Source organism: Anaerocolumna jejuensis DSM 15929, from assembly GCF_900142215.1.
GTDB classification, from domain to species: domain Bacteria; phylum Bacillota; class Clostridia; order Lachnospirales; family Lachnospiraceae; genus Anaerocolumna; species Anaerocolumna jejuensis.
The window spans coordinates 67,768-87,094 of record NZ_FRAC01000012.1 but is presented as its reverse complement, the minus strand read 5'-3'; the positions used below and the strand labels follow the sequence as shown (position 1 = coordinate 87,094).

Genomic DNA, 19,327 nt, shown 5'->3' with positions numbered 1-19,327 from the left:
ACTGTTTGACAGACAGATGATATGATTTGTATGCTATAAGCGAACATTTTATGTACGATTTTAGCATACAAATCATGTTAGATATCGGTCAACCGGTGTGTGTGGCAAGTTATACTCCGCAGAGCTTCCTTTTGCAACAGCCCCATTTATTATGACATTCTTGAGAAATGCTCGACTGCTTTCGAGAAATTGGCAATGGTCTTTTCCGCATCGCCATGTTCAATACCTTCCTTTACACAATGATTCAGATGACCCTCCAATACGATCTGGCCAACTTTATGAAGAGCACTCTTTGCTGCATTAATTTGTATCAGCACATCCTCACAGGGAACATCCTCATCCACCATCTTATCAATCGCCTTAATCTGCCCGGTTATCTTATTTAAGCGCCTGTGCAGATTTTCCGAATCCATACACTGTTTCATGTTTACACCTCCTGATACCCATAGGGGTATGCCACAAGTATAGCATTTGCCGGAACTTCCGTCAACCATTCGCATTTGCACCATAGGCGGAAGAGCCCGTGGTTTTATCAGGGCACCGGCTTATATGGAAGCTGTAACGACCCTGTTGCGTCCTTGGTCCTTTGCCCGGTATAAGGCCTCATCCGCTCTTTTATACCACTCTTCAAAGGATTCATTCTCATGCCTGCCTGCCGCACCGATACTTACTGTCTGCCTGCCGGTAATGGGATGGCGGTTGTCTTCGATAGCCTGGCGCACCCGGTTCAATGATATAACCGCTTCCTTTATATCCGTGTTTGGCATCATTACAACGAACTCTTCCCCTCCGAACCTGATCAAAAAGTCAGAGGCTCTAAGGCTCTTTCCTGCAATTTCAGCCGTCAGCTTAAGCTGCTCGTCTCCAATGGGATGCCCCCAGGTGTCATTCACCAGCTTAAAATGGTCCAGGTCAAGAATTGCCAGAGTTAAGGGCTCCTTATAGGTATCTGCCCTCTGCATTTCATTTTCTAAAATCATTTCAAGATAATGCCTGTTATACAGGTTGGTAAGCTGATCCTTAATGGCTATGGTCTTTAATTTCTCTGTTTCGAGCATCTTGGCTGTTATGTCCCTTGCCGAAGCATAGGCATATTTTCCGGTTCCAAGCTGAATGCGCCACTCCAGATATTTATAGGAATTATCCTTACAGCGAAAACGGTTGATTAAATCATATACCTTGCTCTTATCGGTAATGTCCCTTAATATTTGTGTGGTTTTTTCCTTATCCTCTTCATGAACAAAGGAAAGAAAGCTTTTCCCCGCCAATTCTTTTTTTCCATAACCCAGGACCTCATCAAATTTGACATTCGTTTTATAAAAACTGCCTTCGGTATCATAAACGCAGAGCATTTCCATGTTAACATTGAGAAAGCTGTCTATTTCCTTCTCCTGTAAATATTCTTTTGTGATATCCCGAAAGGATGTCACTGTTCCGGACGGTAAACCGTCTTTTCCAAGAATTGCTGCCGTCGTGCCCATTATAAAACGTTCTTTCCCATCCTTGGAGGTCAGGACCAGATTTTCCAGCCTCACATAGCTGTCCCTGCTTTTTAAAATTTCTTCCCTGCTGTATGTCTTTTTCTCTTTTGTCTGGATGTCCGTACAGCAAAAAATACTGTTTACACCAAGCCCCAGAGCTTCCTCCACTCCCCAGCCGGTATACTTTTCAGCCAGCTTATTCATCAGGACGATATCTCCCTGATTGTTCGCAACAATAATTCCCTCATGTATGGAAAAAAGAATTGTTTCAAATAAATTTCGAAGCTTATTTTCCGTATTCAGAGCTTCTTCCTTCAGCTTATAGGCCTCCTCCAGTTTTTCCTTGACCTTCTGGAGTTCATGTTCATAATTATCACGCTTGGTTATTTTCACTACGATGCATTCAACAAATTCACCCTCATTCACAGCCGCAAAGCAGCCATTTAATAAAACCGGGATATCATCACCATTTTCCGTTCGAAAAGTCAGGTAAATCTCCTCGGCATTTCCTTGAGAAGCCAGCTGCATGTAAAATAGTGAATGAAAAATAACCTTACTGGCAGCCGATAAAAATGTCTCAATATGCTTTCCTATTACCTCACAAGCCTCATATTCCAGTAGATTCAGCAGGTTCTGATTAATGTCTTCAATTATCCCCTGATGGGTAAGCAGCAGATAACCGCAGGGTACGTCTTTAATTCCGTTATTCAACTTATGATCATCCTTTTCATAATTAGTTCGGCAGTCAAGCTGCTGCCTTTTCTATCTGGTTCTAAGAGTGTCTAAAATATCCTGTAAATCCTGGGCATAACCGTAAAGGTCCGAATACTTCCCAACTTTAACCGTGCTAATGTAGTTTATACTTTGCTGTTCAAATCTTTTGAAAAAACCAGCCTATCACAGGCTTTCCCATCAATCTGATAGTAACCCTTTTCCTGCTCCTCCAATACAAAACCATTCTTGATAAGGATACGGGCAGAACCGGTATTTTCATCCACCACACTGGCATAAAGTTTTTGCAGCTTCAGGTTTCGTAATGCGAAATCACAAAGAAGGGCAACACTTCTTGTCCCATAGCCCTTTCCCCAGTAATCCTTGTGAAATACATATCCAATTTCCCCGCAGCCTACATCAAAATTAAAATCAAACAGCATTACCGTACCGATGATTTCCCCGCTTGCTTTTAATATAACGGAAGAATAAAGATGGCTGCCTGCCCCTTCTCTCCTTTGCATTGTCTGTATATGCTCATAGGTTTCCTCTCTATTTCTCATCAGCTTCCAGCCAATATAACGAGAAACCTCTTCGTCTGAAGTATATCTGTGTATTTTTTCCGTGTCCTTCAGGTCAAGAGCCTTATAGGAAATAACATCCTCCGTTAAAGTATGGAAGATGCCTGCATTTAATATAACTGGGTTTAAATTATCCATTGCTGCCTCTGCTGCCTTCTCAAAATTTTTAATATATTATTATTATAAATAATTTAACCTAAAACCTTGAAGAAATCAATTGTTTACTTAACCCAGCGCACATATTGTTATATTTTGTTTAAGAGAATAATCAAAAATGTGAACAAACTAGAGAACCCTGCAATAAAAAAATGGATACAACCTGTGTAAATACATTGTATCCATTCAACGCTATATTTTATTTAATCCCCTGTCTTAATACGGGAACACTACCGTAAGCTGCATCTTAAACTGTTCTTCAGCATACAGGGCATGAGGAACATTGTTCGGCATAACTATACTCTCTCCTTCTGAAACAGTATACTCTTTATCTCCGATGGTAATACGGGCTTTACCGGCTAACACATTTACCATGGCATCTCCGGAAGAGGCATGGGAACTGATTTGTTCCCCTTTGTCAAAGGAAAATAAAGTAACTCCGACATGATTATTCTGTACAAGGGTACGGCTTACCACCTGGCCCGGCTGATATTCTACCAGTTCCGATAATTTCAGTGCTTTTTCAAATTCAATGTTTTTCAAATATTGTGCAGACATATAATTCCTCCTTTAATTTTGTAATTTATGCTTATTGATTCTTTATCTGTATTATACTAAGATATAGGAAATATATCCGTTGTTTTTGCAACAAAAGGAGTTGTTCTATGAAAAATCGTAATGAAATTTTGAAAAGCTGTCCGCTTTTTTCCGGAATAAAGGAAGAAGAATTTGATTCCATGCTTTCCTGCCTGGGTGCAAGAGAACTGGAATATAAAAAAGAAGCGTATATTTATATGGCTGGAAATGCCGTGTCTGAAATAGGTATTGTATTGTCTGGAAGTGTTATTATCATTAAAGAAGATTTTTGGGGAAACCGTACTATTATTTCCCGAATGTCTGCTGCCGATATGTTTGCGGAATCCTTTGCTTTTGCCGGCATTCCCAAGCTTCCCATCAGCGTTGTGGCTGCGGAAAATGCGGAAGTGCTCTTTATAGACTGTAAGAATATTCTGAATGCCTATCCTTCTCCCTGCGGTTTTCATACAGCCCTGATCAATAATATGGTACGTATATTAGCCGGTAAGAATGTAATGCTAATGCAAAAAATTGACCATATCTCCTGCCGTACTACCAGGGATAAGCTTTTGTCCTATCTCTCCGTTCAGGCCATAGAGGCAAAGAGCAAAGCCTTTACCATCCCCTATAACCGCCAGGAGCTGGCTGATTACCTTTGTATTGACCGCAGTGCCATGTCCAGTGAGCTGGGCAGACTAAGGGATGAAGGAATCCTTACCTTTCATAAGAATAATTTTGAACTGCTTTGATACTGAGGCTGCCCTTTGGACAGCCTCAGATAAGTTCTCTCTTAAGGCTCTATACCCCACACCAGATTGGAACCAACGTATCCGGTTACCTTATTCCAGTCAGCGTAAGACGAACCTGTTTCCTGGAAGGAGTAATCTCCGGTCTGGGTGTAATCGGACCAGTCACTCTTTGAAAATCTTGCCTGGACTTCAGCAGACTGTCCGGCAGCAAGAGTTCCCGCACCGGCTGTAAATCCGATTTCCAGATAATAATCGGCACCAGTTTTACTTTCTGCTATCTTAACAAAATTGCTGGTTACATTACCGGTCCCGGCTGAAGACCAGTCACACCAGAAGCTCTGTGCTTTCTCTCCGTCAATGGTATAATAATATCTTACCTTCACATCGGAGAGATTGATGCTATCGGTTCCGGTATTAGTAAGCTTTAACCGCGGAGTAATTCCATTGGTCGTTGCAGAGGTGTTTCCGTTAAACATCTGTACCTTTAGATTTCCCTGTACAATAATGGAGCTGTCAATAACCGTAACAGCCAGTACAGGGTCCGTTCCCTTGTTAAAATCAAAGGTCAGCTCTGTCTTTCCAAGAGCCCTGCCGGCAAGATAGGAACTTAGTATTGTAACGGTATTGCCGGATACTGCGTAATCCGTTCCGTTTACAAGTACTGTGCTGCCGTTACGAAGGGCTGTAAGGGTATTTCCGTTTAAGGTCACCGTTACGTTAATATCCTTCTGCTTCTCAGGATTCTTATCAAACTGTGCTTGCGTAATTGAAATACTGCCGCTTGGACTGGAATCTGCAATGGTCACTGTCAGTGTCCTGTCAATGCCTGCACTGAAATCAAAGAGCAGCGAGGCTGTTCCAGCCGGCTGACCGGATAAATAAGAGGCAGATATGGTAACGGTATTACCGCTGACCGTATAATCTGTTCCCTTTACCAAGGCTGCTGTACCGTTCTTTAAATTCTCTAAGGTATTGCCGTTATAGTTAACAGTTACCGCTACATCCTTCGGGCTGTATTTATCAAAGGCGGCCGTCGTGGGACTGATAACAGCACTGTTCACTGCATTGCCGGGCTCCTTGCCGTATACCAATACTCCCGCATCATATACCGGTATATAACCGGTCTTTACAACACTTCCATTTACCACACCGTTTAAATCCGTATAGGAATAATCATTGGTGTTGTTCCAGAAGGTCGTGTTAATGGGTGCTGCAATACGGAACTGGAGTTCCTTCTTGTAAGCGGATTGTCCTCCCGGATAAACCTTGGTTCCTGTGAAATCCGCATTTACATAGTAAATATTGTTTGCTTCATCATAGGGCAGCAGTCCGGTTACTTTTGCTCCGGAGTTATAATTGGTGCTTACTGTAAAATCCTTTGCGGAATAGCCGGCTTTCACCGCTTCCGTAATATCAATAAAATACTTAAAGGACAGCTTATCTCCCATCCTAGCCGGCCAGCCGGACTGATTATTGAGAATCGCTTTTATTTCAATGAAATTACTGCCGGAAGCATTGATGCCTGCTTCAACAAAGAATTCATCATTGGTAACCTTCTCAATTGCCTTAAAATTCGAAATAGGAGTTCCGCCGTATTCACCGTACAGCTTGGCAAGTGCTCCGACAAAGCCCGCATTGTAATCACAGGCAATTTCGTTATTAACATAGTTACCGATATCATCGGTATAGCTGTCATCCTTTCCGGGACCGCCGACTAAAGCACCGTAGATTGTATGCCTGTGGTAAGCAGGTGTGGTCTGGCTGTCAGCCCAGGAGCTGTGTGCCGTTCTGTGATGGGGCCTTGTAGGAGGATTCACTCCATAGCCGACTACAAAGCTTCTTCCGGCACTTCCAAGAGCATAATCCACCTGCTGCTTTGCAAAGGTATTGTAGGTACTTACCTTACTTGAAGTACATCCGGACCAGTCTGCATAAACACTGGCTAAAAAGGCTGTTGTAGTTGCATAGCGCAATGCTCCCCAGGAATCCAGCCAGGCCAGTCCTTTTGGCGTATAACTGATACGGTTTCCGTTATACCCGCTTGTCCAGTAATCAAGATGCATTTCTATGCTCTGTTTGTATATGTCCTTACCGGTTATCCTTGCCAGAAGAAGTTCTGCTCCGTAATGCACATCATCCCAGTTCTGGGCCCATTTATAAGCTATGGTTGTGGACTGGGACTCAGTTCCCCAATTAGCTACGTAGGATTCAGCCTTACTTAAATAGGTTTTATCTCCTGTTGCAAGATAGATCCATACTCCCGCCCAGGACAATTCATCATAAAAGCCGCTGTAGGAAGTGTAAAAACCGCTTGCTGCCTTGTAACCGGCGTCGCTCTTCGTCGTATCGGCAAAGTTATATAATTCCTTTGCATGCCTGATGCATTCTGCGGAATAATCAGGGTTGCTCTTTGCAAATACTGCACCGGCGGCTGCCAGGGCTGCGGCTGCCTCAGCAGATACCGTTGAGCCTGGATTTGATAAATCCACTTTGTAAGACGGCCTGTTCATCTGCATTACTTCAGCCGGACCCCACCAGGAATGATCCGCATTGCCATCTCCAACCTGATAATAAAAAACATTGGCAGTAGGGTGGCACTTAATCAAATAGTCGGTTGCCCATTTGATTTCCTTTAATAAGTAATCCAGCTGTCCGCTTTTTCTTAAGGAATCCTCTGATTCATATACACTCCAGGACAGCATGGCCGCACTATAAGCCATAGGCAGATTGAACTTCACATGATCCCCGGCATCATACCAGCCGCCTGTCAGATCAAGTCCGGCATCTGCCCCATCCTGCAGACCGGAATCACCTCGCCAGTTATTCCTGATATCAGCCGGGAGCTTTCCGGAACGCTGGAATTCATAGAACATAATTGCTTTTTGTAATGCTTCCCCATAATTATAATTCGTATCTGCTTTGACCGGCTGTGTATAAATACCCGTCATAAATAAGCAGGCAATCAGTAAAAGACTCATCATTTTACGTATTTTACCCATAATAACCTCCTTACCGGAGCCTTTTACGGCTCCACTCCCCATTTCAGACTGTTAGAAACATATCCTGTTACATTATTCCAATCGGCATAACTATTTCCCGTGCTGGAAAAAGAATAATCACCGGTCTGGGTATAATTGCTCCAGTCAGACTTTGAAAACCTCGCCTGCACTTCTATGGCCTGTCCAGGTAAAAGCTCTCCTGCCCCTTGTGTGAATCCGATTTCCAGATAATAATCCGCACCTGTCTTTGCCTGGGGCAGTTTCACAAAGGTACCGGTCACATTGCTGGTTCCGGCAGTTGACCAGTCACACCAGAAATTCTGAGTCTTTTCACCGTCAATGGTGTAATAATATCTTATTTTCACATCTGACAGTCCAATGGTCTTATCACCGGTATTAAAAAGCTTAAGTTTGGGGCTGATGCCATTTGTCTGCGCCGAGGTATTACCGTTAAACATCTGAAGCTTCAGGCTTCCCTGTGCAACAGAAGAATCGGTAACCGTCAAGGTAAGCACCGGATCATTTCCTTCACTTAAATCAAATACCACCTTGTAAGCTCCTGCCTGTAAAGAGGCCAGAGAAGTCTTTAAAAGTGTCACAGTATTTCCTGACAGCGTATAATCCGTACCGCTGCTTAATGCCCTGTCACCCAGATTAATTCCAAGAAGCGTGTGACCAGCCTTATCCAGAGTAACCGCCACATCCGCCTGCTTATCCTTCGCCTTGTCAAATGTTGCAGCCGCCGGTGTTACCGTGCCGCTTGCCGTGGTATCACTTATGGTCACCGTAAGCACAGGGTCGGCTCCCTTGTCAAAATCAAAGGTCAGCTTAAAATCTCCGGTTGCTTTTGCAGCCAGGTAAGATTTTAACAAAGTTACTTCATTTCCTGAAAGTGTGTAATCTTTTCCTTCGCTTAAGTAGGTGCTTCCCTCTTTAATACCGGTAAATTGATTGCCATTGGGAGTAAGGGTGACCTTAATGTCCTTCTGGCTGCCGGTATTCCTGTCAAAGGCTGCACTTACCGGTGCAATAGTGGAATTGTTTACAGGGGTGCTTCCATCCCCGAAAAGAATGGAATATACTCCGTTTGCAATTGCGATATCACACTGTGCCCAGAAACGGTGATAATAAAATACCGGATCCTTATCATTCTTGTAGGCTTCTTCTACTCTCTTGTAATCCGGGTCATTTTTATATTTGGAACGGATATCCAGGAATTTAATTCCTGATTTTATGACATCACCATTTGGCATCGTTCCGGTCCAGCCCTGGGGTACATAGATTTCCTGCTCAAAGAAACGGCTGTAATCCGCTCTTGATTCCGGAGCAGCTAATCCCTTATCATCCCTGTAGAGCTTCCACATGCGGTCCAAAAGCTCTTTTGCAATCACTCTGGAACTGTCATCCCCTGAAGCCTTGCTGTAATACAATAAGGCGTTGGCTAAGGAGCCGGCTACACCGAGGTCCGTACCATAGCTCTTAACAATAACATGAAGTCCTTTATTGCCCGTATAGGTTCCGGTCCAGGTATCCGGCTGTCCGCTCCAGCTGATATTGCTTGGTATTTCAAAGGTTCCGTCAGCGTTTAGCTTAACCACTGTCTTCACCCAGCTGACCCATTTATCCAGAAGAGCTTTTGCCTTGGTATCCCCGGTCTTGTAGTAATATTCTGCTACACGCTGCATGGACCATGCCTGGAAACCAAACCAGGTATTGCTTCCCGGATCGGCATATACGGGATTTTCCTCATAGCCCATACCGTAAAAGGTCGCTGTTCCGGCAGGCCAGGTTTCATACCGTCCGTTCTTGGAATTGCTGGCTCCGCCTGCAATGGCACCTTCCGATGACTGCAGCCACTGATAGAACTCCAGCTGTCTGTTAAGGCTCTTGCTCCAATCAGAAGCACCGTTCTTAGAAGCCGGTTTAAATTCCTGGTCCTGTGACAAAATCCAGGCTGCCATAGGGTTCTGGTAACCAAAGTGGTTATGGCTGCTTCCGATTTTCCATGCCCAGTTCGCATTGATTCCACCGCCCCAGGCATAATACCAGGAAAGAAGATAATGAGCGGAATCATAGCCCGTACCAGCCGAAGAAGAAGCTCCGATTTTACGGAAATACTTATCAAACATGGCATACCGTAAATAGTCTCCCATTTTGCTGGCTTTATTTTTATAAGCTCCGATATCCGTACCGTTTTCCTTTGCCCACTGGGCTGCCCAATAAGTGGCCTGAACTGCACGGGAATCCGCATCCGGTGCGTCAGTATACTTAAACTGGGCGGAGTAGCTGTTGTCCCCGGTAAATAAGTCAAGATATCCGTTCTTTCCGCCATACTTCAGCTGGTCCCAGCAGGGCTGAGGAATGGTCTCCCAGGTGGATTCCTCCTTGCCCCTCTGGAAGGTGTTGATATAGGACGGGATTGTAACGCCGTCTCCCCTGCTGCCAAAACCGTACCAATTATCAACATCCAGAAGCCAGTGCATGCCATAGATGGTTGAAGTCCCATAGGTTGATACCAGGTCACTGTTAATAGGGTCCACTCCTACCGCCGCGCCGGAATCCAGCTTAGCCGGATAGTTGCTTGGCAGCTCCCATTCCGGAGCATAGGTTGCCGGTTTACCTGCATTATACTTGCTCATGCTGGACTCCGGCTGGTCTTTCTCTGTAGGGATCAAATAGGTTTCTGCCGTATCCCAGGCCTTATCAAAACCAGTAAAATCCCCTGTGAATTTTCCGTACATTGCTTCCAGCCACATATAATAGCTCATAGCCTCACTCGTAGTAACATGACCATAATCCGGCGCTTCCACTATCATGGTCTCAATAGAATGATAAGGAATACCCTGCGGGCTGAAATACCCATTTTCCGAATTATGAAGCTCTCCCCAAAGTTCCAGGAACCTGTTTTCGTAGGTATCGGTGCTGCTTACGGAAACCTGGGAAGCCTTTGTCAGATTGCCCGGTATAAAGGAAGTGGTAAAAATCCCAAGAATAACGGCATATACCGTCATTACTTTAAACGGATGCTTAAAACTTCTCCTGTTCGGGCGTTTACAATTGCTACGTTCCAATAATTCTTTGTGCAACATACTATAAACCTCCTCATTGATTTTTATCTTGCAATTACCTCCCCAACCGGAACTTCACTAATACAGCACCCCAATACCGCACCTCCTTTCCGACCAAATTTTAGCTTTGTTTCCGGTTGTTTGAAATAATTGAAAGCCCCTCTCACAATTTCAGAAATTAGTTGTAAAAATCCATCCTCCTGTCCTGTATTTTCTATTATTTAAAAGGCTTAGGTACATACATGCTCCCCTTGCTTGTCCTATTCTGCTAAGCCTTATAAAATCAAATTTAACATTACTTCCGGTATCCGCTTACTAAACTTTCGCTGTTCTCTGTGGGTTATTTAGTTTATTCACCAAATTATGTAACTATTTACCAACAATATAACATCTTTTTACAATTTAGTCAACCACATTGTTAAAATATTACATTATTTTTTATTTATCTCACGAAATATTTCGTTAAATATCCCAAATCCGGATACCCCAATAAATGTTCTTTTTACAAAATAAAAGAACTGCTGCCTATAATATAACCGGCAGCAGCTCCCCATTATTTCTTATTTATCTGACTCCAGTGCCTGACTGATAACATTTCTCATAATATCCTCAGTCATCATTCCCGGGACATAGCCTAACAGCTTTCCTTTTTTATCAAATACAAAGGTAGTGGGAAAAGCGGATATACCGTACTTTTGCAGAACTTCTCCCGTCTCATCGAATACGGTTGGAAAGGTGTATTCCCCCTTCTCTATAAAGGACTTGATATAATCCACATCTTCATCCGAGTTGTTCGGATAATCCTTGCTCTTTGGATTTGTTATCCCTAAGAATACCACCTCTTTCTCATTGGAGCCATATTCCTTATAGAGCTTTTCTATATCAGGAAGCTCTTTCTTGCAGGGCGGGCACCAGGTCGCGTAAAAATTCAGGAATACCACCTGTCCCTTATAGTCTGAAAGCGTATGGGTATCGCCGTATTGATCCGTTAATGTAAAATCCGTGGCAAGATCAGCTTCTGCTTCATTTTCTGAATCAGTTCCATTTCCATTTTCTGTACCATCTTTTGCATCCGTACTGTTTCCATTTTCAGCTTCGGCTTCAGCACCCGTTCCGGCTTTATTTTCCTTATCAGCCTCATTTCCTGCCTGAGCCTCCTCCTGCTCTCCCTTGCCGTTATCCTTGGCAGAGGGTTCCTTATCCTGGCTATCCTTATCATCTGCAGCATTCTCCTTAACAGCCTGTGCCCTGTTCAGGTAGCTGGATATTCCGTTCATATAACCGGTAAAGGTCATCAGCCCCATTAGTATAAGGAGCACTCCGCCTGCCTTAATGGTATATTTGACGATTTTTTTCTTTTCCTTTAAAAAGTTCAATACCTGGGAAGTAAACAGCCCCAGCAATAAAAACGGAAACAGAAATCCAACGGCATAAACAAGTATCAGTAGATAACCTATTCCCGTACTCTTAGCTCCTGACACTAAGATCAGCACGGATGACAGAGCCGGACCGATACAGGGTGTCCATGCAAAGCTAAAGGTAAATCCCAAAATCAAGGCAACCAACGGATTTACTTTTTTATCTGTCACATTAAAATGCAGCTTCCTTTCTTTTTGTAAAAAAGAAAATTGGATAAAATCAAGCTGCACCAGCCCCAGGAGAATAATCAGTATACCGCTGATTTTTATAAGGAGGAATCGGTAGCTGCCTAAGAACTTTCCTATTAAGGTAAAGGAAGTTCCCAGCAGGAGAAAGGCAAAGGAAATACCAAGGACAAAAAAAGCAGTATTTAGAAATACCTTTTTCCTTTGGTATTCTACAATGCCATCCCTTTCTGTTCCCGCACTGCCAGCCAAAAAGCCCATGTAGACCGGAAGCAAAGGAATTACACAGGGTGAAAAGAAGGATAATAACCCCTCCAGAAAAACAAATACAAAGCTTATGTGGTTAGTTAACACGATTCCAGCCATTTATAACCTCCTGTATTTTATGTTCGTTTTATAACTGAAAAATTTACTCGGACAAACTGCCGCATAGTTCTAATTATATTGATTACCAGTTTTTTTTCTGTGACCGCATCACAGTAATTGCCTCACCAACGCAAATTATCAAATAATTACTTGTACCTTATGCCATATGGAGGTATAATAGCGTCTGGATTTAACAAACCAAAAGAAAAGGAACAGAGAAGATGCGAGACATAAAAGAAATGAAAATATCCTTAAGCACCTCCAGGAGGATAAAACAATGACCGGAATAAAGCACTTCCTTCAATCAGAAATCGTACTGGTGATTGCTTTTGGCGCAGCCCTTCTTTCCATGTTTTTTGTCCATCCCACCAGAGAATATATAACATACATAGACTTTCGGACACTTTCTTTGCTTTTCTGCCTGATGTTAACAGTTTCAGGTCTAAAGAGTACAGGCATATTTGATGCCTTGGCAATAAGCATCATACCCCATTTTAAAAATGCCAGGGCACTGTGCCTGGTGCTTACACTGATGTGCTTTTTTACTTCTATGTTTATCACCAATGATGTGGCGTTAATTACCTTTGTTCCCTTTACCATTATCCTGTATACAGCCTCAGGACTTATGGACAGGCTTATTTATACGGCAGTTCTGGAAACTGTGGCAGCTAATCTTGGCAGTATGCTGACACCCTTTGGAAATCCTCAGAATCTATACCTTTATTCCTATTTTCATATAAGTCCCGGGGACTTCTTCCGTATTACCCTTCCGGTTGTAAGTATTGGTCTCGTTTTTCTTTCCTTCGCTTCTCTCTTGTGTAAAAAGCAGCCGGTAAGCATGAAGCCGGAAGAAAGAAATGTTAATATCAGTAAAAAGCACTTACTGCTGTATGTTATATTATTTATCCTATGCCTGTTATCCGTATTCTATGTGATTGATTACAGGCTGATGGTCCTGTTTGTATGCCTAGTCTTTCTATTTGCCGATTGGAAATTAATTCTTCATACAGATTATGGCCTTCTGCTAACCTTTGTATGCTTTTTTATATTTGCAGGCAACGCAGGAAGAATCGGCGCAGTCCACACTGTCCTGTCCTCCCTGATCAAACACCATGAATTACTGTCGGGAGTATTATTAAGCCAGGTCATCAGCAATGTACCTGCGGCAGTTCTCCTCTCCGCCTTTACTGATAACTATAAGGCACTTTTATTAGGTACCAATATCGGCGGCCTTGGAACCTTAATTGCTTCCCTGGCAAGCCTTATTTCCTTTAAATTCTATGTCCGCACTGAAAATGCCAGGCCCTTGCGCTATCTTGGTATATTTACGGTTCTGAACCTGGTACTTTTACTGCCGGTTCTGGTGCTTTCCATGGTTTTTCTGCCATAATATTTAATCAAGGAATTATAGGGAGGAGGCTTGTATTTATTATTGTTCCGAATTACTTCTCCACTCAATATAATCTTTTCCCCAGGCCTCCAGTACATCCAGTACTGTCTTAAATTTTTCCCCTATCTCACTTAGGGAATATTCCACCTTTGGGGGTATCTGCTCATACTCATGCCGTATGATCAGCCCTTCCTCCTCCAGTTGCTTCAGCTGGCGGGATAGGGTCGCATGGGTCATTTCCTCCGGCAGTCTTCTCTGCAATTCATTAAATCTCACAGGCCCGTTACTTAACAGGTAAAGAATATACATAGACCATTTTCCCGTTAAGACCTTCTGCGCAGTCACATAGGGACATACACCAAATAATTCCTTTTTCATTTTACTCCTTTTGCATACCGCAGACCTGCCTGCAGTATTGCTGCAGTATTTAATAAGATAACGGTTTTATGTAAGAAATCGGTATTACACATGATACCAGTATTATATATGATACCAGTATCTTAAAATATCGTACTTGTTGTTCTATCTACAGTATATATAATTATACTGTAAACTAATTATAACATTTCATTTTGAAAGGAGCAATTATTTCAATGAAGGAAGTACTGGAATTTTTAAAAGAATGCCAAACCTTTTATCTTGCAACCTGTGAGGACGGTCAGCCCCGTGTCAGACCCTTTGGTGCTGTAGCCGAATACGAAGGAAATCTTTACATTACAACGAACAATAAGAAAAATGTATTTAAGCAATTATTAGCCAATCCCAAATTTGAAATATCAGGCATGAATAAGGGGAAATGGATTCGTTTAGAGGGTACAGCGGTACATGACGACCGCCTGTCTGCCCGTGAAAAATGCTTGAGGAAAACCCTTCCCTGTCCGGGATGTACTCTGCCAATGACGGTATCATGGAGGTCTTGTACATAAAAGATGCTGCCGCAACAATATGCTCTTTTACCGAGGAACCCCAGGTTATAAAATTCTAATTCTTTACGCAGGCATTTGAAATTCACACAAAATAAGCGGTCATCTGAGCTTTCAGACACCGCTTATCTAAAAAATATTTTTTAATTACCGTTGAGCATTCTTCAATCCTTATATTTCAATTATATTATTCAATCCGGCTGCCTCCACGTAAAATGCTTCTTACCTTTATTTTTCGTAGAAATGCCCATATCCCCTCCCGGCGTAGGGACAACCTCCCCTGTTCCAGTTTTCTTCTCTGCCCCTAAGGTTTTCCCTGCTTCCATATCTGCCTCTGTCACAATTGCCGCCGCTTTTCTCAAAGCTGTGCCTGTGCCTAAAACTATCAAAATTTTCAAAGCCGCTTCTAATCCAAAAATCCTCTCTGCTAAAGTCCTCCTCCTTTAATTCTGCTTCAAAGCTGTCTGCCAGCCGAAGAAGTATCCGATGCAGATTTTCCTTTTCTTCCTCACTGAGACAATCAAAGAGCTTTTCAGCCTCTGCCCTTCTTTCTTCCGCTTTACCGGCAGACTTAAGCCCTTTTCGCGTCAGCTTTACTTCCAGAATAGTATCAGCTTCCTTTAGGGTATTTACTTCAATGAAACCGCCCTCCTCCAGTCTGTCCAGACATTTGTCCAGAACCTTCGGGCGGACATCCAGGGCTTCAAGAAGCTCCCTGCTGGTTGCACTATCTCTTTCCTTCAAATACAGCAATACCTGCTCCATATGACTTCCCATAGGTCCAAATCCATCATATTTATCAAATTGAACCCTGAAAAGCATTATGTTTACGTAAAATAGCAGCTCGTTTAAACTTTTTTTATTATTATCCATAATCTAATCTCCTGTCTGAATTTTATTTTATAAGGTACCTTCACTTTTGTATTATAAAGGTACCTTTCTATATTGTCAATAGGAATTTTAAAAAAATACGCCAATTCGATTTATGCTCGAACCGGCGTATCCTGTTTCCTGATGCAATATAAAATTATTTTTTATCCGGATGTTCCGTATTGCCAGAGCCTCTTCGAAAGCTCTGTCTGCTGTTTTCCGTGCCATTAGTTCTCTGTCCGAAGGCTCCTCTCCCGAAAGGATGCCCGGAGCTGTTCCTATCGAAGGGAAAACCGCCGTGAAAGTCTCTGCTGTGGAAGCGAAATTCTTCGTCGCCGAATTTTACTTCCAAATCATTGATAATTTTTTCAAAGAACTGCCCCAGCAAGGTCTGCTCTTCCTCCTTCAGGCACCCAAATATCAAATCCTCCTCCGGCTGCACACTACTTTCACTGGCAGCCTTTTTTCCGCTCTCTGTTAAACGAATCACCATGACCCTGCGGTCTTCCTCCGAGGGAGTCCTGGTAATAAAACCACTTCGTTCTAATTTCATCAGTAGTTCTCCTAAGGATTGGGAACGTATATCCAATATCGCAGATAACTCCTTCTGGCTGATTTCCGGACTTCTCCTTAAGAGAGCCAGTATTCTTCCCTGCCCTTTATGGGGATTTGCCATTGGTCCGAATTCTCTCAGGCTCTTCAATTGATATCTTCGTACCAGCCACTCCAGACGGGAAAATTGTTCATATAAATCAGCTTTGTTATCACTCATATCATGCCTTTCCTGCACTGTCCCCGTGCATATATTCCATTTGTATATTTTTCAGGTCATAGCCTGTCGGGTTCTGGAATATTCTAAGATCAAATTCCGGAATCACTGCCATTATATGGTCAAATATATCAGCCTGAACAGCCTCATAATTCGCCCATACGGTATCATTTACAAATACATAAATCTCTATTGGAATTCCCTTTTCCGTAGGTTCCAGCTGCCTTACGAGCCGTGTCATGCCTTTATGGATCTTAGGATGGTTTTTTATATAGTTCTCTACATAAGCCCGAAAGGTTCCGATATTGGTAAGATGCCTGCCATTTACCATATTCGTGGAATCTATCCCCTTCTCTTCATTGTAGCTTTCAATTTCCTTCTTCTTATCCTCTATATATTCTTTGATATACTGGATATGCTCAAATCTCTCCAGCATTTCTTCCGTGCAGAATTTAACACTTGTTATATCAATGCAGATGGAACGCTTTATTCTTCTTCCTCCTGCTTCCTCCATGCCCTTCCAGTTCTTGAAGGATTCCGATACCAGCGCGTAGGAAGGAATGGTTATGATGGGCTTATCCCAATTCTGCACCTTTACAGTATGGAGGGAAATCTCTTTTACTTCACCGTCCGCACCATATTTGGGCATTTCAATCCAGTCACCCAGCTGCACCATATTATTGGAGGTCAGCTGGATACCTGCCACAAAGCCCAGTATGGAATTTTGAAAGACCAGTAAAAGCACGGCAGAAGCAGCTCCGATACTTCCCAGCAGAAACCAGGGTGAACGGTTCAGAAGTATCCCGATTATCACAATGCTCCCGATAACATAGGCAATAATCTTTAATACCTGCAAATACCCCATAATGGGTCTTACCTTTGACACTTCAAAATTGCTGTAAATATCATTTACCGTATCCAAAAGCTTATCCAAAGCCAGTAAGATTATAAATATGATATAGCAGAAAGCAATCCGCTGAATCAAAACCTGATAACTTCCAAAGGCAGGAGCAAAAGCATGGACCACCAGGGCCGGCACAATCCGAATCAGACGCTCAAATACCTTATTCTTTAAAAGGATGTCATCCCATTTGGTCTTACTTCTCGCTGCAAAGGCTTCCATTGATTTTATGAGTATCCGCTTGACAATTATATACAGTATCCAGCTTACCAATATCACAAAAATGACCATTATAATATTTGTAAGGCAGACAGACCATTTCCCGGCTATTCCCTGGGATTCCAGCCAGTTTTTAATTAATTTCACCATTTGTAACAATCCACTCGTTTCTTGATTCATTCAGGCTCTGTTTTCATTCTTCTCTTTTATTATAAATTATATGGCTTTAGAGTACAAGATAAGAACCCGCTTTCCCGGCAACAAATTTTATCTTCTCCTTAATCCCTATGCATATCACAAGCTTGTTTGTGATACTGCTTTAATAGAGATAAAAAATTTAACGCATTTTTTATCTCTGTACAATATATTAATTTCTTTTAATAGCTTGTGCAAGTCATGCCCATTTATAACCTCAGTATTAAAATTTCTCCAGCCATTTCAGAATCCTGCCGGCTCCTTCCTGATATCTTTGCCCGATTAAAAGTCCGGTATGGGTCGATTCTATTATCCCGGTATATTCGGCATGAAAATATTCCCCTTCTGCCCTCAGCCGCTTTTCTTCTTCCCCGTTATTCATTGTACGGATGACCAGACCCGGACAGGTAATAAGACTGCTATCAACGGATATGCCCCCGCTGGCTCCAAGAGGAATGCAGCATTCACAAAAAGCTTTTCCAGCTTCCATTGCAAGATACTTCCTTTCAAATTCTATGTCCTCCAGGGACTCATCCGTGCTGCTATTCTCGTTACGGCAGGGTGCCGGTACAATATTTCCGGAAAAGACTTCAGCTGGCCTTTCATAAGGAACCATTTTATTTACCTGGCTGCAAACGCTGGAATCAATTAATACCATGCCGGATATCCTCTCCGTTTCAGCTATCTTCTGGCACAATATGCCTCCCATGCTGAAGCCGATAATAACCGGCGGCTCACCGCACTCTGCAAGCACTACCCGGATATCCTCCAGGTAATCCTCAAAGGAGACCCTTGTTAAATCCATTACCCTGCTTTTATAATGGCTCCTTAGATTCATAGCATAACACCTCCAGCCATCCTCCAGGAAATAGGGAATATATTTGCTCCACATCCAGCTGCCCGTATAAGCACCGTGTATAAACAATAAGGGCGGCTTCTTTCTGCTGTTTTGTATTTTGCCTCCACTGCCATAATCCTCCGTATTGCTGTAAATCTCCAGGAACAAATCATTTTCACCCAGGTACTTCTCAATGTGCTCCGGTAATGTTTTCGTATAATCTTTCATTTTAACCTCTTTTCTGAAAATACAATTTTCTATTGGATATCTGTTAATCAATATTTGAAAAAACAGCTTTTTGTTTTTTCAATCTACACCATATTACATTTATCATTTAGTTTGATATCAAACTAAAATAGTAAATTAAACTACAGATTGGAATAAATCCTATTTAAAAGCCCGCATAATACCTCCTTTTCTTCTTCCGATATTCCGGTATAAAAAGCCTCCAGTACTTCCTTGGATATCTTATTAAATGCCGGCTTAAGGTCATTTCCCTTTGGAGTTAAGGTGACATATATGATCCTGGTATCCACGGCATCTCTTTCCTTTGCCACATAGCCTAACCTCACCAGCTTCTCCACAAGGGCTGTAACGGTAGACTTATCCTTACCTATTGCTGCGGCCACCTCTGCCATGGTCATTTTACCGCGGTGATTCAGGGCATCCAGAATATCGCCATGGGAAGTTACGATTCCTTCCATCCCGTACTTTTCCATCTCGGTAATAATCCGCTTATTCATCTTTTCTCTTATTTTTGAAATTAAGGATATAATGTCAGTTGTGCTCATGGTTTTATTATAGTTTGATATCAAACTTTTGTCAACATCTAAAATATCCCATATTATTCCAATATTGTTATTGACAATTAAATTGCAGCATGCTATCCTAAGTAAGGGTTTACGAAAATTTACGAAAATTTATATGATTT

The 19,327-nt window shown here is 42.4% G+C and carries 16 protein-coding genes; 3 read left to right on the top strand and 13 right to left on the bottom strand.

Translation table 11 applies throughout. The features are described from left to right. Window positions 1-149 precede the first annotated feature (149 nt). From BUB77_RS12740 to BUB77_RS12725, 4 genes are all read right to left on the bottom strand, one after another. On the bottom strand, window positions 150-425 hold the full coding sequence (locus tag BUB77_RS12740; RefSeq protein WP_073276459.1) for a metal-sensing transcriptional repressor: 276 nt from the start codon (window positions 423-425) through the stop codon (window positions 150-152). Between the two features lie 120 nt (window positions 426-545). After that, window positions 546-2,192, bottom strand: a complete 1,647-nt coding sequence (locus tag BUB77_RS12735) for a diguanylate cyclase (RefSeq protein WP_073276457.1) — start codon at window positions 2,190-2,192, stop codon at window positions 546-548. Between the two features lie 146 nt (window positions 2,193-2,338). Beyond that, the gene (locus BUB77_RS12730) at window positions 2,339-2,911 is read right to left on the bottom strand and encodes a GNAT family N-acetyltransferase (RefSeq protein ID WP_073276455.1); all 573 of its coding nucleotides are present in this window, start codon (window positions 2,909-2,911) and stop codon (window positions 2,339-2,341) included. A gap of 234 nt (window positions 2,912-3,145) precedes the next feature. Further along, window positions 3,146-3,487, bottom strand: a complete 342-nt coding sequence (locus BUB77_RS12725; protein WP_073276453.1) for a cupin domain-containing protein — start codon at window positions 3,485-3,487, stop codon at window positions 3,146-3,148. A gap of 107 nt (window positions 3,488-3,594) precedes the next feature. Here BUB77_RS12725 and BUB77_RS12720 point away from each other — a divergent pair, with 107 nt between their 5' ends. Further along, a complete protein-coding gene (locus BUB77_RS12720; protein ID WP_073276451.1) occupies window positions 3,595-4,254 on the top strand; it encodes a Crp/Fnr family transcriptional regulator in 660 nt (219 codons plus the stop codon). A 41-nt stretch (window positions 4,255-4,295) separates the two neighbouring features. On the opposite strand, the gene BUB77_RS30830 is transcribed toward BUB77_RS12720, so the two are convergent. The 3 genes from BUB77_RS30830 to BUB77_RS12695 form a co-directional block, all read right to left on the bottom strand. Continuing rightward, the gene (locus BUB77_RS30830; protein WP_084124188.1) at window positions 4,296-7,253 is read right to left on the bottom strand and encodes a glycoside hydrolase family 9 protein; all 2,958 of its coding nucleotides are present in this window, start codon (window positions 7,251-7,253) and stop codon (window positions 4,296-4,298) included. A 23-nt stretch (window positions 7,254-7,276) separates the two neighbouring features. Next, entirely contained in the window at window positions 7,277-10,342 is a 3,066-nt protein-coding gene (locus tag BUB77_RS30825; RefSeq protein WP_084124186.1) for a glycoside hydrolase family 48 protein, read from the bottom strand. Window positions 10,343-10,881: 539 nt separating this feature from the next. Then, entirely contained in the window at window positions 10,882-12,291 is a 1,410-nt protein-coding gene (locus tag BUB77_RS12695) for a redoxin domain-containing protein (protein WP_073276449.1), read from the bottom strand. Between the two features lie 277 nt (window positions 12,292-12,568). Between BUB77_RS12695 and BUB77_RS12690 the strand changes: the two genes are divergently transcribed. Next, the gene (locus tag BUB77_RS12690; RefSeq protein WP_073276447.1) at window positions 12,569-13,681 is read left to right on the top strand and encodes an SLC13 family permease; all 1,113 of its coding nucleotides are present in this window, start codon (window positions 12,569-12,571) and stop codon (window positions 13,679-13,681) included. 39 nt (window positions 13,682-13,720) lie between these two features. On the opposite strand, the gene BUB77_RS12685 is transcribed toward BUB77_RS12690, so the two are convergent. Then, window positions 13,721-14,059 carry a winged helix-turn-helix transcriptional regulator gene (locus BUB77_RS12685; protein ID WP_073276445.1) on the bottom strand — a complete coding sequence of 113 codons (339 nt, stop codon included), beginning with the start codon at window positions 14,057-14,059 and terminating at the stop codon, window positions 13,721-13,723. A 215-nt stretch (window positions 14,060-14,274) separates the two neighbouring features. Between BUB77_RS12685 and BUB77_RS12680 the strand changes: the two genes are divergently transcribed. Next, window positions 14,275-14,607, top strand: a complete 333-nt coding sequence (locus tag BUB77_RS12680; RefSeq protein WP_330392562.1) for a pyridoxamine 5'-phosphate oxidase family protein — start codon at window positions 14,275-14,277, stop codon at window positions 14,605-14,607. 225 nt (window positions 14,608-14,832) lie between these two features. Here BUB77_RS12680 and BUB77_RS12675 read toward each other — a convergent pair whose 3' ends face one another. The 5 genes from BUB77_RS12675 to BUB77_RS12655 all read right to left on the bottom strand — a co-directional run bounded on the left by BUB77_RS12675 (window position 14,833) and on the right by BUB77_RS12655 (window position 19,139). Then, window positions 14,833-15,477 (bottom strand): MarR family winged helix-turn-helix transcriptional regulator, encoded by a 645-nt coding sequence (locus BUB77_RS12675; protein WP_073276443.1) that lies wholly within the window; start codon window positions 15,475-15,477, stop codon window positions 14,833-14,835. Window positions 15,478-15,631: 154 nt separating this feature from the next. After that, window positions 15,632-16,246, bottom strand: a complete 615-nt coding sequence (locus BUB77_RS12670) for a MarR family winged helix-turn-helix transcriptional regulator (protein WP_073276441.1) — start codon at window positions 16,244-16,246, stop codon at window positions 15,632-15,634. Window position 16,247: 1 nt separating this feature from the next. Beyond that, window positions 16,248-17,543, bottom strand: coding sequence for a mechanosensitive ion channel family protein (locus BUB77_RS12665; protein ID WP_242962494.1), 1,296 nt, complete (start codon window positions 17,541-17,543; stop codon window positions 16,248-16,250). Window positions 17,544-17,781: 238 nt separating this feature from the next. Then, window positions 17,782-18,624: an alpha/beta fold hydrolase gene (locus tag BUB77_RS12660; protein ID WP_073276437.1), complete on the bottom strand. Its 843-nt coding sequence runs from the start codon at window positions 18,622-18,624 to the stop codon at window positions 17,782-17,784. 140 nt (window positions 18,625-18,764) lie between these two features. Then, entirely contained in the window at window positions 18,765-19,139 is a 375-nt protein-coding gene (locus BUB77_RS12655; protein ID WP_242962492.1) for a MarR family winged helix-turn-helix transcriptional regulator, read from the bottom strand. Window positions 19,140-19,327: the final 188 nt, after the last annotated feature.

Excerpts from the sequence above, each read along its gene's own strand:
- BUB77_RS12740 (WP_073276459.1), bottom strand. The coding sequence starts at position 425 with ATGAAACAGTGTATGGATTCGGAAAATCTGCACAGGCGCTTAAATAAG.
- BUB77_RS30825 (WP_084124186.1), bottom strand. The coding sequence starts at position 10,342 with ATGTTGCACAAAGAATTATTGGAACGTAGCAATTGTAAACGCCCGAAC.
- BUB77_RS12690 (WP_073276447.1), top strand. The coding sequence starts at position 12,569 with ATGACCGGAATAAAGCACTTCCTTCAATCAGAAATCGTACTGGTGATT.
- BUB77_RS12725 (WP_073276453.1), bottom strand. The coding sequence starts at position 3,487 with ATGTCTGCACAATATTTGAAAAACATTGAATTTGAAAAAGCACTGAAA.
- BUB77_RS12660 (WP_073276437.1), bottom strand. The coding sequence starts at position 18,624 with ATGAAAGATTATACGAAAACATTACCGGAGCACATTGAGAAGTACCTG.
- BUB77_RS12670 (WP_073276441.1), bottom strand. The coding sequence starts at position 16,246 with ATGAGTGATAACAAAGCTGATTTATATGAACAATTTTCCCGTCTGGAG.
- BUB77_RS12680 (WP_330392562.1), top strand. The coding sequence starts at position 14,275 with ATGAAGGAAGTACTGGAATTTTTAAAAGAATGCCAAACCTTTTATCTT.
- BUB77_RS12685 (WP_073276445.1), bottom strand. The coding sequence starts at position 14,059 with ATGAAAAAGGAATTATTTGGTGTATGTCCCTATGTGACTGCGCAGAAG.
- BUB77_RS12695 (WP_073276449.1), bottom strand. The coding sequence starts at position 12,291 with ATGGCTGGAATCGTGTTAACTAACCACATAAGCTTTGTATTTGTTTTT.
- BUB77_RS30830 (WP_084124188.1), bottom strand. The coding sequence starts at position 7,253 with ATGGGTAAAATACGTAAAATGATGAGTCTTTTACTGATTGCCTGCTTA.
- BUB77_RS12665 (WP_242962494.1), bottom strand. The coding sequence starts at position 17,543 with ATGAATCAAGAAACGAGTGGATTGTTACAAATGGTGAAATTAATTAAA.
- BUB77_RS12730 (WP_073276455.1), bottom strand. The coding sequence starts at position 2,911 with ATGGATAATTTAAACCCAGTTATATTAAATGCAGGCATCTTCCATACT.
- BUB77_RS12675 (WP_073276443.1), bottom strand. The coding sequence starts at position 15,477 with ATGGATAATAATAAAAAAAGTTTAAACGAGCTGCTATTTTACGTAAAC.
- BUB77_RS12720 (WP_073276451.1), top strand. The coding sequence starts at position 3,595 with ATGAAAAATCGTAATGAAATTTTGAAAAGCTGTCCGCTTTTTTCCGGA.
- BUB77_RS12655 (WP_242962492.1), bottom strand. The coding sequence starts at position 19,139 with ATGAATAAGCGGATTATTACCGAGATGGAAAAGTACGGGATGGAAGGA.